Source organism: Actinacidiphila sp. DG2A-62 (genome assembly GCF_035825295.1).
GTDB lineage: Bacteria > Actinomycetota > Actinomycetes > Streptomycetales > Streptomycetaceae > Actinacidiphila.
On the sequence record NZ_JAYMGI010000002.1, the window covers coordinates 1167197 to 1182220 of the forward strand.

General features: G+C 76.9%; 10 protein-coding genes and 2 pseudogenes. 4 read left to right on the plus strand and 8 right to left on the minus strand.

The window, feature by feature from the left end:
• Positions 1-92: 92 nt before the first annotated feature.
• From VSR01_RS05460 to VSR01_RS05485, 6 genes and pseudogenes are all read right to left on the minus strand, one after another.
• Positions 93-920, minus strand: a complete 828-nt coding sequence (locus VSR01_RS05460) for a TrmH family RNA methyltransferase (protein ID WP_442785401.1) — start codon at positions 918-920, stop codon at positions 93-95.
• Positions 895-2229, minus strand: coding sequence for a uroporphyrinogen-III C-methyltransferase (gene cobA / locus VSR01_RS05465; protein ID WP_326448145.1), 1335 nt, complete (start codon positions 2227-2229; stop codon positions 895-897). Before cobA ends, VSR01_RS05460 begins: the two co-directional genes overlap by 26 nt.
• Before the next feature lie 418 nt (positions 2230-2647).
• Positions 2648-4810: pseudogene (cobT, locus tag VSR01_RS05470) on the minus strand (nicotinate-nucleotide--dimethylbenzimidazole phosphoribosyltransferase); the annotation flags it as partial.
• A gap of 955 nt (positions 4811-5765) precedes the next feature.
• Positions 5766-8003 carry a hypothetical protein gene (locus tag VSR01_RS05475; RefSeq protein ID WP_326448146.1) on the minus strand — a complete coding sequence of 746 codons (2238 nt, stop codon included), beginning with the start codon at positions 8001-8003 and terminating at the stop codon, positions 5766-5768.
• A 353-nt stretch (positions 8004-8356) separates the two neighbouring features.
• Positions 8357-9558: pseudogene (gene cbiE, locus VSR01_RS05480) on the minus strand (precorrin-6y C5,15-methyltransferase (decarboxylating) subunit CbiE).
• A gap of 166 nt (positions 9559-9724) precedes the next feature.
• Positions 9725-10468 (minus strand): GNAT family N-acetyltransferase, encoded by a 744-nt coding sequence (locus VSR01_RS05485; RefSeq protein WP_326448147.1) that lies wholly within the window; start codon positions 10466-10468, stop codon positions 9725-9727.
• Positions 10469-10655: 187 nt separating this feature from the next.
• On the opposite strand from VSR01_RS05485, the gene VSR01_RS05490 reads away from it, so the two are divergent.
• The 4 genes from VSR01_RS05490 to VSR01_RS05505 all read left to right on the plus strand — a co-directional run bounded on the left by VSR01_RS05490 (position 10656) and on the right by VSR01_RS05505 (position 13491).
• Entirely contained in the window at positions 10656-11453 is a 798-nt protein-coding gene (locus tag VSR01_RS05490; RefSeq protein WP_326448148.1) for a class I SAM-dependent methyltransferase, read from the plus strand.
• 113 nt (positions 11454-11566) lie between these two features.
• Positions 11567-12463: a bifunctional helix-turn-helix transcriptional regulator/GNAT family N-acetyltransferase gene (locus VSR01_RS05495; RefSeq protein ID WP_326448149.1), complete on the plus strand. Its 897-nt coding sequence runs from the start codon at positions 11567-11569 to the stop codon at positions 12461-12463.
• A 160-nt stretch (positions 12464-12623) separates the two neighbouring features.
• The gene (locus VSR01_RS05500; RefSeq protein ID WP_326448150.1) at positions 12624-12992 is read left to right on the plus strand and encodes a hypothetical protein; all 369 of its coding nucleotides are present in this window, start codon (positions 12624-12626) and stop codon (positions 12990-12992) included.
• Positions 12985-13491 (plus strand): hypothetical protein, encoded by a 507-nt coding sequence (locus VSR01_RS05505; protein WP_326448151.1) that lies wholly within the window; start codon positions 12985-12987, stop codon positions 13489-13491. The genes VSR01_RS05500 and VSR01_RS05505 overlap by 8 nt, the downstream gene beginning before the upstream one ends.
• Here the strand turns inward: VSR01_RS05505 and VSR01_RS05510 are convergent.
• Complete coding sequence (locus VSR01_RS05510; RefSeq protein WP_326448152.1) at positions 13469-13987, minus strand: GNAT family N-acetyltransferase; 519 nt, start codon at positions 13985-13987, stop codon at positions 13469-13471. The two genes, VSR01_RS05505 and VSR01_RS05510, sit on opposite strands and share 23 nt — an antisense overlap.
• 204 nt (positions 13988-14191) lie before the next feature.
• Entirely contained in the window at positions 14192-14746 is a 555-nt protein-coding gene (locus VSR01_RS05515) for a sigma-70 family RNA polymerase sigma factor (protein WP_326448153.1), read from the minus strand.
• Between the last annotated feature and the right edge of the window lie 278 nt (positions 14747-15024).

Genomic DNA, 15024 nt, shown 5'->3' on the forward strand with positions numbered 1-15024 from the left:
GGAGCCGCCGGGGGCCGGGGGAAACGGGCCGGGGGAAACGGGCCGGGGACGGCCGGGGGTGCGCGCCGGGGAGCCGCAAGGACCGCCGGGGGTCAGTGCGGCGGCGCGGCCAGAGCGTAGAAGGCGACCGCCGCGGCGGCGCCGACGTTGAGGGAGTCGACGCCGTGGGACATCGGGATGCGCACCCGGGTGTCCGCCGCCTGCTGGGCGCGACGGGTCAGGCCGGGGCCCTCCGCGCCCAGCAGCAGGGCGAGCCGGTCGTGCCGGGGCAGCGCCGCCAGGTCCACGGCGTCGGCGGCCGGGGTGAGGGCGGCCAGGTGGAAGCCGGCCGTCCGCACCACCGCGTCCAGGTCCTGCGGCCAGCGCTCCAGCCTGGCGTACGGCACGGAGAACACCGCGCCCATCGACACCTTCACCGACCGCCGGTACAGCGGGTCGGCGCAGTCCGGCGAGAGCAGCACCGCGTCCATGCCCAGGGCGGCGGCGCTGCGGAAGATCGCGCCGATGTTGGTGTGGTCGTTGACCGCCTCCATCACCGCGACCCGGCGGGCCGCGGCCAGCAGCGCGGCCGGCTCGGGCAGCGGCTTGCGGTGCATGGCGGCGAGCGCGCCGCGGTGCACGTGGTAACCGGTCACCTGCTCGACCACCGCGGGCGCCACCACGTAGACCGGCGCGTCCGACGCGGCGATCACGTCGCCGAGCGCGTCCAGCCACTTCTCGGACAGCAGCAGCGAGCGCATCGCGTAACCGGCCGTCAGGGCCCGGCGGATCACCTTCTCGCCCTCGGCGATGAAGAGCCCCTCGGCCGGCTCCCGGCGGCGGCGCAGTTCGACGTCGGTCAGCGCGGTGTAGTCGCCGAGCCGGGGGTCGTCCGGGTCGTCGAGGGCGAGCGGATCAGCCACGGCCGTCCGCCGCGCCATGGTCCTCCGCCACGCCGCCGAGGTCGCCCGGGACGGCCGGGTGCCCGGCGTCGGCCAGGTCCCCGGGGTCAGGGGAGCCGAGGAGGTCGCCGGGTTCGCGGGGGCCGACGCCGACCACGTCGCCGATCACCACGACGGCCGGCGCCCGTACGCCCTGCTCCGCGACCGTACGGGCGACGGTCCCCAGCGTGGCGTCGACCCGGCGCTGGGCCGCGGTGGTGCCCTCCTGGACGACCGCGACCGGCGTGCCGGCCGCGCGCCCGCCGGCGATCAGGGTCTGCGCGATCGCGCCGAGGCGCTCGACCGCCATCAGCAGCACCAGCGTGCCGCGCAGCCGGGCCAGCGCCGACCAGTCGACCAGCGAGCGCGGGTCGTCGGGCGCCACGTGCCCGCTGACCACGGTGAACTCGTGGGCCACGCCGCGGTGCGTGACCGGGATGCCGGCGGCGCCCGGCACGCTGATCGAGCTGGAGATCCCGGGCACCACGGTCACCGCGATGCCCTCCGCGGTCAGCGCCTCGACCTCCTCCATGCCGCGGCCGAAGACGTACGGGTCGCCGCCCTTGAGCCGGACCACGGCCCTGCCCGCCTTGGCGTGCTCCACGAGCGCGGCGTTGATGGCCTCCTGGGCCATCGCCCGGCCGTACGGGATCTTCGCCGCGTCGATCACCTCGACGTGCGGCGGGAGTTCGTCCAGCAGGTCGCGCGGGCCGAGCCGGTCGGCGATCACCACGTCGGCCTCGGCGAGGAGCCTGCGACCGCGCACGGTGATCAGGTCGGGGTCGCCGGGGCCGCCGCCGACCAGCGCGACGCCGGGCTGCCGGGCCCGGTGCCGCGGGGCGCCGAGGGTGCCGTCGCGCAGGCCCGCGACCACCGCGTCCCGCACGGCCGCGGAGCGGCGCGGGTCGCGCCCGGTCAGCACGGCCACGGTGACGCCGTCGGTGCGGCCGGTGGCCGGGGTCCACGCGGAGGCGGCCTCGGCGTCGTCGCTGCGCACGCACCACACGCGGCGGGACTCGGCCTCGGCGGAGGCGGCGGCGTTCGCGGCGGCGTCCGGGGTCGCGACCAGGGCGTACCAGGCGCCCTCCAGGTCGCCCTCGCGGTAGCGCCGCGGCTCCCAGCGGATCTCGCCGGCCGCGGCCATCGCCTCCACGGACGGGGTCACGGTCGGCGAGACCACGACGATGTCCGCGCCGGCGGAGATCAGGGCGGGCAGGCGCCGCTGGGCCACCTGACCGCCGCCGATCACGACGGTGCGTCGGCCACGCAGTCTCAGCCCCACCGGATACGCCGGTACGTCTTCCCGCACGTTTCCCACTCCTCCCGAATGCCCCTACCTTAAGCGCCCGCCTCGGACCCCCGGCCCGCCCGACCTGCCCCTTTCCCCCGGCAACCGGATCTTCCCCCCGGTGGCCCCGTCCGTCCGGGGGCGCCCCGATCCCCGGGCTGCCGGAGCTTCCCCGGTGGGTGGCTGGTCGCGCAGTTCCCCGCGCCCCTGGGGAGCCGGCCTCGCAGGTCAGCGCGGCCTCCCCCGGCGCGGGCTGCGCGGACGCCGGGCGTGCACAAACAGGGGCGCGGGGAACTGCGCGACCAGCCCACCACTCACGGAAGGTCCGGCGAACAGGCGACCGGGGCAGCCCGGAAGGGCAGCAGCACCACCGGGGGAAGATCCGGCAACCGGGGTCCGGGGCAACCCCGGGCGGACCGGGCGGACCAGCAGAGCCGCCTCACCCCTTCTCGGTGACGCCCGCCGCGTCGAACGTCGCGACCTCGTGCATGACCCGCGCCGCGCTCTGCACCAGCGGCAGCGCGAGCAGCGCGCCGGTCCCCTCGCCGAGCCGCAGATCGAGGTCGACCAGCGGCCGCAGGCCCAGCGTGGTGAGCGCGGCGACGTGCCCCGGCTCGGCGCTGCGGTGTCCGGCGACGCACGCCGCGAGCACCTCCGGCGCGATCGCCCGGGCGACCAGCGCCGCCGCCCCCGCGCTGACCCCGTCGAGGATCACCGGCGTCCGCAGCGCCGCCCCGCCGAGCAGCAGCCCGACCATCGCCGCGTGCTCCAGCCCGCCGATCGCGGCGAGCACGCCGATCGGATCGGCCGGGTCCGGCCGGTGGCGGTCCAGCGCGCGCCGCACCACGTCGACCTTGCGCGCGTGCATCTCGTCGTTGATGCCGGTGCCGCGCCCGGTGACCTCGGAGGGGTCGGCGCCGGTGAACACCGCGATGAGCGCCGCCGACGCGGTGGTGTTGGCGATGCCCATCTCCCCGGTGAGCAACGCCTTGTTGCCCGCCGAGACCAGGTCCCGCGCGGTCTCGATGCCGATCTCGATCGCCCGCAGCGCCTCCTCCCGGCTCATCGCCGGGCCCGCGGTGAAGTCCGCCGTGCCGGGGCGCACCTTGCGCGGCAAGAGGCCCGGGGTGCTGGGCAGTTCACCGGCCACGCCGACGTCGATGACGCAGACCTCCGCGCCGACCTGGTTGGCGAACGCGTTGCACACCGCGCCGCCGCCCAGGAAGTTGGCGACCATCTGGCCGGTGACCTCCTGCGGCCACGACGTCACGCCCTGGGCGTGCACCCCGTGGTCGCCGGCGAAGATCGCGACCGCCGCGGGCTCGGGGATCGGCGGCGGACACTGCCGCGAAAGGCCGCTGAGCTGCGCGGAGATGATCTCCAGCATGCCCAGCGCACCGGCCGGCTTGGTCATCCGCTTCTGCCGCTCCCACGCCTCGCCGAGCGCCTTCGCGTCCAGCGGGCGGATGCCCCGCAGCGTCTCCTCCAACAGGTCGTGCGGCTCCTCGCCGGGCAGCGCCCGGTTGCCGTACTCCTCCTCGTGCACCACCCACGACAGCGGGCGGCGCTGCGACCACCCGGCCTGCATCAGCTCGGGCTCGTCCGGGAACTCGTCGACGTACCCGACGCACAGGTACGCGACCACCTCCAGGTGCTCGGGCAGGCCGAGTTCCTCGACCATCTGCCGCTCGTCGAAGAAGCTGACCCAGCCGACGCCCAGGCCCTCGGCCCGCGCGGCGAGCCACAGGTTCTCCACGGCGAGCGCGGAGGAGTACGGCGCCATCTGCGGCTGCGTGTGCCGGCCGAGGGTGTGCCGGCCGCCGCGGGTCGGGTCGGCGGTCACCACGATGTTCACCGGCGTGTCGAGGATCGCCTCGATCTTCAGCTCGCGGAACTGCCGCGCCCGGCCCTTCGGCAGCGACTTGGCGTACGCGTCGCGCTGCCGCATCGCCAGCTCGTGCATCCGCTCACGGGTCTTCTCCGAGCGGATCACCACGAAGTCCCAGGGCTGCGAGTGGCCGACGCTCGGCGCGGTGTGCGCGGCCTCCAGGACGCGCAGCAGCACGTCGTGCGGGATGGGATCGGGGCGGAAGCCGTTCCGCACGTCCCGCCGCTCCCGGATCACCCGGTGCACGGCGTCCCTGACGGCCGGGTCGTACGGCTCGGCGGCCGTGACCTCGCCCGCGGGCACGTCGGCGTCCGCGGGCACCTCCGGGTCCGCCGGCGCGGTCCCGCCGGTGGTCGCGGTCCCACCCGCGGCGGGGGCCGTGCCCGGCCCTTCGGCGGAGGCCGCGGGCGCGGCCTGGGCCGCCGCCGGCTGCGCGGCTTGCGTCTCCTGCGGCGCGGCGACCGGCGCCGCGCCCGGCGCGGTCTCGGCCTCCGCGACGGCCTTCTCGGCCTGCGGTCCGGCGGCGGCCTGTGCGACGGCGGCGGTGCGGCGCCGGGCCGCCCGCCGGGGCTTGGCGGTGCCGCCGTGTCCTGCCGCCCGCCCGGTCGCGGTCTCGCCCTCGGCCGCACCGGTGGGCCCCGCGACGGGGGCGGCGTCCGCGACGGCGCCCTCCTGCGTCGGCTGCGGCTGGGCGCCGGCTTCCTGGAAGCCGTCAGCCTGCGCCTGCTCGGCCGCGTGCGCCGCGCCCTCGGCGGCCTCGCCCTCCGGCGCCGGAGCAACGTCCCCGGTGGCCGGCACGGCGTCCGGCTGAGCGACGGCGGTTTCCGGCGCGGCGGCGTCCAGCGCGACACCCTGTGCTGCCGCAACGGTCGCGGTCGGCGGTACGGGCGCGGTCTGCGCCGCGTCACCGGGACCGCCCGGCGCGGCGGCGGGCTGCGCGGCGGCATCCGGCCCCGCGCCGTCGCCGGGTGCGGGCCGCACCGCGGCGGGCGCCGGGCCGTCCGGCTGACCGGCGTCCCGCACACCGCCGGCCGCGACAGCGGCGGCCGTCCCGTCGCCGGCCTGAGCGGCTGGCGCGGCTGCCACGGGTGCGACAGTTGCCGCCGGTGCCGGAGCCTGGGCCGCGTCGGCCGAAGCACCCTCCGCCGGTGCGGAGTTCGGCGCCGCCTCCACGAAGTGGTCCGCGGCACCGGCCAGGTGGGCGTCCGCAGCGGGGGCGGCGAGGGCGTCCTCGGCCACCGCCTCAACGGTGCTCTCCCCCGCGTCAGCCACCGCGTCGGAGCCGACTGCCGCCCCCTGAGCGGCAGTCGGCGCCGACGCGGCGGGCGCGCCCGCCGCGGCCTTCGCCGCGCGCCGCCTGCCGTAGGGGCACCCGCCTGCGCGGATGCGTTCCCTCCCTCGGGAACGCCCGCGGCAGCGGTCTTGCTCGCGCGCCGGCGTCCCGTGGGAGCGGCGGTCGCCGCAGCCGCGTCCGGCCGGTCCTGCGCCTCGACGCCCTCGGCCGCCGTTCCGCCCGCGTCGGGACCGGCAGCACCGCCCTGTCCCTCGGCATCCGGCTGTACCACGGCCTGACCTCCGGCCGCCTGCCCGGCCTCCCCCGGCCCACCGGCCGGCGTGACCGCCGTACCCGTACCCGGCGGGGCACCGGCTCCGGCATCGGCCACGTCGGTCACCGCACCGCCCGGCCCGACGCCCGTAGCCGCACCACCCGCGGGAGCACCGGCCACGCCCGGGGCCGACTCAGCACCGACCCCCGCATGCGCGCCGCCCGCCGGCTCACCCGTCGTCCCGACGCCCGTACCCACACCGCCCGCAGGTGTACCGGCCACGCCCGGGACCGGCTCAGCACCGACCCCCGCATGCGCGCCGCCCGTCGGCCCGACGCCCGTACCCGCACCACCCGCGGGAGCACCGGCCACGCCCGGGCCGGCTCAGCACCGGGTGCCGCCTGGACGCCGTCCGGCGCCGCACCGGCGGGCGCGGCTGCCGCATCCGGGGCAGCGCCCGCTTCGGCGTGGCCGCCGTCCGCCTCACCGACCGGCTCGACGCCCGTACCGGCGTGGCTCTCGGGGCCACCCGCCGGCTGGACGTCGGCGCCCGGGGCGTTCTGCGCGGCCACGCTCTGCGGGGCGGCGCCCGCCGCACCGGCCGCGGCCTCGACGCCCGGCTGCGCGGCCCCGCTCGGACCCGCGGTGTGCGGTTCCGCGCCGGGGTCGGCGGCGGCCTGGGGCACGCCTGCCGCCGGGCCGTCCGCGGCCGGCGCGGGCTCCGGTCGCACGCCGCCGTCGACCGGAGTGGCGGCCGTGCGGGCCGCGGCGTCCGCCGGGCCGCCGGCGGCCGTTCCCGCCGCGGCCGGATCGTCGCCCTGTGCGGCCACGGCGCCCGCGACCGAGCCGTCCACGGCCTGGCCACCGGCTTGTTCCGGCAGGTACGTCCCGCCGGCGGGCGTTCCCTGCACGGGAGGCGCCTGGCCCGGACCGGCGACAGCCTCAGCGGCGGCGTCCGCGCCGGCGACGTCCGGTGCGGCGTCGGACACCGCGGCGTCGCCCGCGCCAGGCGCCGCGGCCTGCTCGGCCGGGACGCCTGTCCTGGGGCCGGTTCCGGTGGGCCGGCGGGGCCAGGCGCGGCTGCCCGCGGCCGGGCTCGTGGACTGCGCGGGGATCGCCGCACCGCCCAGCGCCGCCACGCCGTCGAGCGAGACCGGCGCGGACACCTCGGCGCCCGGGGCGTCTTGAGCGCCCGGCACGCTCTGGGCGTCGTGCGCGTCGGGCAGGCCGTGGCCCTCGCCGGCGTACGCGACGCCGCCGGGCGGTGTCGCGGCGTCGTCGGGCATGTCGGTGGTGTGGTCGAAGGGCACCGGGCCCGAGCCGCCGGGCACGGCGACGCCCGCCGCACCGGCCGCCGCGAACTGGGGGCCCTCGGCCGAGACCGCCGCCGGGAAGCCGACGCCCTGCGAGACGTTCGGGGCCGCGCCCTGCGCGGGGACGACCGGCTCGCCGACGGGCGCGTGCCCGCCCGGCACAGCGGGCGCGGCGGGCGCGGGAGCCGCACTCGCCGGGTCCGCGGGAGCTTTTTGCGCGGCGGCCGGGGCCGCCTGCGCGGGGCTGACCACGCTGTCCGCGTGCGGGATCAGGGACCGCTGCGAGGGCGTCTCCGCTCCCGCCGCCGGCCAGGTCCCCGTGGGCTCGCCGGTCTGCTGGGCGGGGATGCCGGAGGCGTCGTCGCGCGGGACGTCCAGGTACTCGGGGCCGACGGTCGGCGGGCCGGAGACGGCCGGGCCGCGGTCGGCGAGCGAACGCACCGACACCCCGCCGGTGTTGGGCTCGGGGATGGGCGGGCCCATGTGCAGCGGGCGGCGGGGGGCGGGCGGCGGCGTGGGGACGGAGTTCTCCACCGGGACCTCCGTGGGCACCTCGACGGAGATCCGCCCCGCGCCCGGGTACGCCTGCGGGGCACCGCCGTCGTACGGCTGCGGCGCCGCGCCCGGCCCGGTCCCCTCGCCCTGCGCCGGACCCGGTGCGAAGCCCTGCTGCGGAGCGGGCCCGGCACCTGCGGCCTGGGCCGGGGGCTGGACGGGGCCCTGGAGCGGGTTCTCCGGCTGCGGCGGCACCGGCTGCGGGTCGCTCCACGAGCCCTGTGCGCCCGGCATCAGCAGCACGTCGTCCTCGTCGTCCAGCGCGCCGCCGGGCGGGGCCGGCTGCTCCAGGTACGCGTACTCGGGGAGCGGGTCGGTGAGCGGGTCGCCGCCCCAACCGGGCTGCTGCGGCACACCGTTGCCGTAGGAGTCGTAGGCACCGCCGGGCTGCGCGCCGCCGGGTGCGTCGCCGCCGGGCAGTGCGCCGTGCGGCGCGGGAGCCGCGCCGTTCTCCGGCAGGCCCTCGGCGGAGTTCCGACCGGTGTCCGTCATGCGTGCCCCTCGCCCATCGGTTTCGCTCCTTCCAGCCGTCGCGCGCGACCGCTTCCGCACGCGTGCCGCCACCCCGAACGGACAACGAGTGCGCCCGGAATGCGGCACGTCGGCGCCGGCCGTCCCGAACACGCGAACGGTCCGTCGACGCCCGAGGACGGCACAACGGTCCGCCAGCCTACCCCGCTGCCCACGGGCGTCCGGCCAAGAGTCCGAACCTCGGGACGTATCTCACACGACTCTCGTAAATCCCGGTGCCACCAGCGGAAACGTGCTAATCAGCAGTGTCGTCGACCATGGTCGGAAACGGGTCGGCGAGGCCCAAGCGGCCGTCCCTCAAGGGGTGTTCGGGATCAGCGGCGGGTGCCGGTCAGCAGGAAGCTCACCGACCGGTCGCGCTCGGCCCATTCGCCGTCCAGTTCGACGGACTGCACCAGTGCGCGCTCCACGTCGTAACCGCCTTCCTCCAGCGCCCTGCTGACCGCTTCCGCCTCGTCGCGGTTGCCCGCGCTGGTGACGATGCGCTCGGGGCGGCGGGCGGCGACGGCGGCGGTGACCTCCGCGTCGGTGCAGCCGATCCGGACCACGTCCGGCTCGGGCAGGTCCTCCAGCGCGCCCGGCGCGGAGCCGTGCACGACCTGGAGTTGGACGCCGGCCCTGCGGCCGGTGGCGGTGATCCAGTCGCAGGCGTCCGCGTCCGCGTCGACGGCGATGACGGCCGCGCCGAAGCGGGCGGCCTCCACCGCCACCGCGCCGTCCGCGGCGCCGATGTCCCACACCAGGTCGCCGGTGCGCGGGCCGAGCCTGGCCAGTTGGAAGGCGCGGACCTGTGCGGGCAGGTCGCCGCCGTACTCCGAGGAGGGCAGCGCCCAGCCGCGGACCGGTCCGGGGAAGCCCGGGTCGCGGCCGGCGATCCAGCCGCCGCGGCCGGCCACCTCGGGGGCGGCGGAGGAGATGCCGCCGACCACGAGCACCACGTTGGGGTCGCGCCAGATGTGGTCGGCGACGTTGTCGGAAGTGATGACCGTGACCTCCTCCTGCTCGGTGCCGAGCGCCTCGCAGATGACGAAGGTGCGGTGCACGCCGTCGAGCAGCAGGGCGAGTTCCGCGGGTCCCGCGCCGGGCGCGGTGAGGACGGCGACCTTGGGGTAGGCGCGGCAGACGTTGACCGCGCGGCGCAGCGTACGGCTGGTGGCGACGACCACCCGGGCGTCGTCCCAGGGCATGCCGGCGCGGGCGAAGGCCTGGGCGACGGCGGAGACGCCGGGGACGACCTCGATCTCCAGGCCGTGTTCGGGGGCGCGCAAAGCGCGGACCACGCCGAAGAAGCCGGGGTCCCCGTCGGCGAGCACGACGGCGGTGCCGCGGTGCTGGGCGATGCGGCGGGCGGCGATGTCGATGCTGCCGAGGACGATCTGCTCGGCGTCCTCGGGCACGTACGGCAGCGCCAGGTGGTGCCGGGTGCCGGCGACGAGGGTGGCGGCGCCGAGCGCGGCGAGCGCGGCCTCGGTGGGGGCGAGCCGTCCCATCCGATCACGGTGACCCGGTCGGCCATCTCGTCTGCCTCCAGGCGTGTGCGGGTCGCTGTGGGGGCCGGGTCCGCGAGGGGCCGGCGTCCGCGGGAGCGCCGGGTCCGTGGCCCGGGGGAAGAACCCTAACCGGGCGCCGCCCGACGGCGGGCGGCAGGGTCGGCGACCCGGAGCGTGCCTGGTCGCAGGGCCTCAGCGCCAGTGGGCGTAGGCGGTGCGGTCGCTGGGGTCCGCGGGGTCCGGGTAGGACGACGCGTAGGACTCGTAGGGCTCCTCGTCGCCGTCCGGCGCCGAGGCGTCGTCCAGGTCCTCCGGCAGCAGGCTCCACACCAGCAGGTCGGTGCGGGTCTCGACCCAGCCGGCGTCGGCGGGGCCGGCGCCGTCCGCCCGGTGCGCCCGGTCCGCCGCGTCCCGGCCGCTGTGCTCGGGGCGGGTGCGGACCAGGCCGGCGCCGCGCAGCACGCCCTCGCTGACGCAGCCGATCTTCTGCGCGACCTGCTGGGAGGCGGTGTTGTCCGCGGCGGTGCGCAGTTCGACGCGCTGGAAGCCCTGTTCGCGGAAGAGCCAGCGGCAGACGGCGAGGACGGACTCGCTGGCGTAGCCCTCGCCGCGGGCCCAGGCGGCGGTGAGGTAGCCGATCTCGGTGCCGCGGATGCGCCAGTCGGTGCGCTGCAGGGTGACCGTGCCCACCAGCCGCTGGGTGAGGAACTCGGTGACGGCCAGCACCAGCCCGCGCCCCTCGGTGCGTTCGGCCGGGGCGGTGGTGGTGACGAACAGCCGGGCGTCCTCCGCGGTGTAGGGGTGGGGCGCCCCGGTCCAGGCGGTGACCAGGTCGTCGTTCATCATCTCGGTGAGCGCGGGCAGGTCCGCCTCGTCGTAGGGGCGCAGCACCAGCCGGTCCGTGCTGAGAGTGATGTCCGGGAAGGTGGCTGTCATTCGCTGCTCCGTAACCAGGGCATGGGTGGACTGCACAGCATGCAACATCGGACGCGGCGTCCGCCGGGCAGGGTGGCCGCGGGGGCGTGATGGCGCTCTTGCGGGTGAACGCCCTTCCAGAGTAGGGGGAATGCCCGTCGCGAGGAGTATCCGTGGACGTCATCCGATCCTGCTACCGTCAGCCCGCGTGACAGTGCACCACGCAGCAGGAGTCGGCTATCAGCGGGCCGCGGGGGTATATGAGCGCTCCCGGCCCTCCTATCCGCTCTCGGCGCTCGCGGCGCTGGCCGACGTGTTGCCGCTGGAGGCCGGCCGGACGGTGGTGGACCTCGGCGCGGGCACCGGCAAGTTCACCCGGCTGCTGGCACTGACCGGCGCCGAGGTGCTCGCGGTGGAGCCGGTGCGGGAGATGCGCGAGCGGCTGGCCGAGCTGCTGCCGGGGGTGGCGGTGACGGCGGGGACCGCGGAGGCGACGGGCCTGCCCGGCGGGTGCGCGGACGCGGTGGTGGCGGCGCAGTCCTGGCACTGGTTCCAGGCCGACCGGGCGCTGGCGGAGGTGGAGCGGCTGCTGCGGCCGGGCGGCGCGCTGGTGCTGGTGTGGAACACCTACGACACGTCGGTGCCGTGGGTGCGCGACTTCCAGGACATCTACTTCCGGCTGGCGCCCAAGGACCTGCCGAGTCCGCCGCTGGCGCCGCGGCCGGGCGAGCCGTACCGGCAGGACGGCTGGCGGGCGGTGTTCGACGGCCGGCCGGGGTGGGGCCGGATCGAGGAGCGGCACTGGCCGAACCCGCACTCCACGACGGTGGTGGACGTGGTGGAGCGGATGATGTCCTCCAGCCACATAGCCGTGCTGGACGCGGCCGCGCAGGAGCGCGTGCGCGCGGAGGTGGAGGCGGTGCTCGGCGACCACGGGGTGGCCGGGCCCGACGGCGCGATGGAGCTGCCGTACACCACGGACGTCTACTGGCTGCGGTACGGCTGAGGGCGCCGGTACGGGGGCGCGCGGTACGCGGGCGGGTGCGGACCGGACCGCCGCGCGGGCGGCGCGGGGCGCGCGACTGGACCCGCGAGGTTTTCTCTGACTAAGGTCAGAGAATGGATGCGGCACAGATCGAGCAGGTGCGGCGCTTCAACCGCACGGTGACCGGGCGCGTGGGCGTGCTCCACGACCACTACCTCGGCCGGGACCGGCCGATCGGCGAGGCCCGGCTGCTGTGGGAGGTCGGCGCGGACGGCCAGGACGTACGCCGGCTGCGCGACCGGCTCGGACTCGACTCGGGGTACGTCAGCCGGCTGCTGCGCTCCCTGGAGGCGGCCGGCCTGGTCACGGTCGAGCCGCTGCCCGATGACCGCCGGGTGCGCACCGTGCGGCTCACCGCCGCCGGCCGCGCCGAGCGCGACCTGCTGGACGCCCGCAGCGACGCACTGGCCGGCTCGCTGCTCGATCCGCTCAACGCCGGGCAGCGCGCCCGCCTCGTCGCCGCGATGGCCGAGGTGGAACGGCTGCTGACCGCGGGCACCGTCGCGCTCGACGTGGTGGACCCGGGCCATCCGGACGCCGAGCACTGCCTGCGCCGGTACGTCGCCGAACTGCGCGAGCGCCTCGACACCGGCTTCGACCCGGACCGCAGCCTGCTGCCGGACGCGGGCGAACTGCGCCCGCCGCGCGGCGAGTTCCTGGTCGCGCGGCTGCACGGGGAGCCGGTGGGCTGCGCCGGGCTCAAGCTTCCGGCCGGCGCCCCCGCGGAGGTGAAGCGGATGTGGGTGGCGCCGCACGCCCGCGGGCTCGGCCTCGGCCGCCGTTTCCTGGCGGAGCTGGAGGCGCGGGCGGTGGCGGCGGGCCGCGACCTGCTGCGCCTGGACACCAACAAGGCGCTGGAGGCCGCGATCGGCCTCTACCACCGGGCCGGCTTCCGCGAGGTCCCGGCGTTCAACGACGAGCCGTACGCGCACCACTGGTTCGAGAAGCGGATCGGCGGCGACGTCGCGTAACCGCGCGGTCGCGCGGGCCGGCCGGGGCGGGACGCCGGCGGCGAGGTGGAGCGGCGGCCCGGCGGCGACCCGGCGGGCGGGCGGCGACCCGGCGGGCGGGCGGCGACCCGGCGGCGACCCGGCGGACGGGCGGGGTCACCGCCCGTAATACAGTCCTCCCATGCTCGACGCGGTCATCATCACGGTCTCCGTCACGGCGCTGCTGCTCGCGGTGTGGTGCGGCTACGCGGCGTACCGCGACTCGGCGACCAAGGACTGGCACTTCGCCGGGATGGCCGTGGTGACGCTGGCCACCCTGGTCCAGCTGGTGATCTCCGTGGTGCAGCTGGCCCGGGGCGACCGGCCGGAGCAGGGCATGGCGGTCTTCCTCGCCTATCTGATCGGCGCGGTGTGCGCGATCCCGGCGGCCGCCTTCATGTCGCTGGCCGAGCGGACCCGCTGGGGCTCGGCGATCGTCGCCGCCGGCGCAGTGATCGTCGCGGTGCTGGAACTGCGGCTGCACGAGATCTGGGGAGGCGGACATGGCTGAGACGCACGCGGAAGGCCGGGGCGGCGAGAACGAGAACCCCGCCGGAATCGGCAAGGGGCCCGGACGGCTGCTGCTGTGGCTCTACGGGATGTTCACCGTGGCCGCGCTCTCCCGGTCGATCGTGCAGATCTGCACCAAGTTCCACCACGCGCCGCTGGCGTACGTGCTCTCCGCCGTCGCCGGCGTCGTCTACGCGGTGATCCTGGCCGCACTGGTCAAGGGCGGCGAGTCGGCGCGCAGGGTCGCGATGGTGTGCTGCTCGGCCGAGCTGCTCGGCGTCCTCACCGTGGGCACGCTGACCATCGCGGACTCCTCGGCGTTCGCCGACTCGACGGTCTGGTCCTACTACGGCGCCGACTACCTGCTGCTGCCGATCGCCCTGCCGGTCGCCGGGCTGCTGTGGCTGCGCCGCTCGGCGGCCGCGGACGGCGCCCGGTCCGGGTCCACGCGCGGGACCGGGACCGGGACGCCGGTGCTCAGGCGCTCGCCGCGTAGCTGACCGTGGACGGTTCGGGACGGGCCGGCTTCTCCATGTGGACCAGGCTCAGCCGGCGGGTCACCGGCTCGGCCGCGCCCACCTGCTCGTAACCGAGCTTGCGGTACATCCGGAGGTTGACCTCGCTGCGGTGGCCGGTGAACAGGCGGTACCGCTTGGCCTCCGCCTCGGCCGCCAGCCGCGTCTCCAGCGCGGACAGCAGCCGGCCGCCGAGGCCGTGCCGCTGCAGCCGGGGGTGGACGATGAGCTTGCCGATCCGGGCCGTGCCGTCGTCGTCGACGGCGCCGCGCACCGAGCCGACCACCTCCTGGCCGAGGCGGGCCACCAGGACGACGCCCTGGGCGAGTTCGGCGCGCAGTTCGTCCAGGGTCTGGGTCAGCGGTTCGATGGTGTAGTCGCCGTAGAGCTCTGCTTCGCCCTGGTAGCAGAGGTACTGGAGTTTCAGGATCTTCTCGGCGTCGCTGTGCTCCGCCGTAGAGATGGTCACGCTCATGCCCATGCGCGCAGGCCTCCCCTTCGAATCCGTCCGGGCAGTTGAGGGTGGGTGAGAGCGCCCGGGACGTGTGCCTGAGCGGAGTTGGTGCGGGTATGCGCCGCCTCCGTGGCGCCGATGATCGCACAAACATTCCGGCCGGGTACCGCCCCGCGCTACCCGTCTCAGTCCCGTCCGGGCGTGCCAAGGGTGCCCACTGCCGCTGACTGTTTACCGTGCATTACCCCGTACCACCGGGATTCCAACCCTCGATTTCAGGAGACTTCTCAGACATCCCAGACAGCGCGAGCGCAGCGGCCCCAGGCTGCCCTGTGAGATTCCCAACTCCCGGGAGATTTCCCGGTAGGTGAGGTCGGAACGGGACATCAGCGCGGACACGAGCTGCGGGCACCGGCCGGGCAGCGCGCGCACCACGTCGCCGATCGCCGCGCGCCGCTCGGCGGCCAGCGCCAGGTCCTCCGCGCCGGCCCCGGCGCCCGCGGGCTGGTGCGGGTCGGCGCCGAGTCCCGCGGGGGCGGACCGCCGAGGGCGGGCGCCGAGTCCCGCGCGTGCGGCCCGGCGCGCCTCGGCGCGGACCGCCCCGCGCAGCCAGCGCACCGGTTCGGCCGGCGCCGCGGGCAGTTCCAGCAGCCGCAGCCAGACGGCCTGTTCGACGTCGGCGGCCTCGACCGCGCCGCCCGGCGGGGCCTCGGCGGCGGCCTCCGCGGCCAGCAGCGGGAGCAGCCGCGCGTGGCGCTCGTACCGCTCCTGGAGCGCGGTGTTCATGGGAGCGGGGGACGGCACGCGGGGCATGGAACCGTGCATACCGGCTGCGCGGGCCGCGGCGGCGCGGGCACGCCGCCGCGGCGGTTCCCGGGGCGGGTGATCTTCACCCGATCAGGCGGCCGGCGCCCTCGGCACGGCAGGTCAGCACCGGGTCAACAGTGCGTATCCGGTGGGTGAACCCGGCGTGCGCGGGCGCCGGATGCGGAAGTATCGTCCTGGGGTACGGGCCGGTAGGGTCGTACCGAGGTACTCGCAACGTACTCGCACCTGTCGACCGT

What these genes read in the sequence shown, in the direction of transcription:
- VSR01_RS05485 (WP_326448147.1), bottom strand. Translation starts at nt 10,468, where the DNA reads ATGACAGCCACCTTCCCGGACATCACTCTCAGCACGGACCGGCTGGTG.
- VSR01_RS05475 (WP_326448146.1), bottom strand. Translation starts at nt 8,003, where the DNA reads ATGACGGACACCGGTCGGAACTCCGCCGAGGGCCTGCCGGAGAACGGC.
- VSR01_RS05460 (WP_442785401.1), bottom strand. Translation starts at nt 920, where the DNA reads ATGGCGCGGCGGACGGCCGTGGCTGATCCGCTCGCCCTCGACGACCCG.
- VSR01_RS05495 (WP_326448149.1), top strand. Translation starts at nt 11,567, where the DNA reads ATGGATGCGGCACAGATCGAGCAGGTGCGGCGCTTCAACCGCACGGTG.
- VSR01_RS05515 (WP_326448153.1), bottom strand. Translation starts at nt 14,746, where the DNA reads ATGAACACCGCGCTCCAGGAGCGGTACGAGCGCCACGCGCGGCTGCTC.
- VSR01_RS05505 (WP_326448151.1), top strand. Translation starts at nt 12,985, where the DNA reads ATGGCTGAGACGCACGCGGAAGGCCGGGGCGGCGAGAACGAGAACCCC.
- VSR01_RS05500 (WP_326448150.1), top strand. Translation starts at nt 12,624, where the DNA reads ATGCTCGACGCGGTCATCATCACGGTCTCCGTCACGGCGCTGCTGCTC.
- VSR01_RS05510 (WP_326448152.1), bottom strand. Translation starts at nt 13,987, where the DNA reads ATGGGCATGAGCGTGACCATCTCTACGGCGGAGCACAGCGACGCCGAG.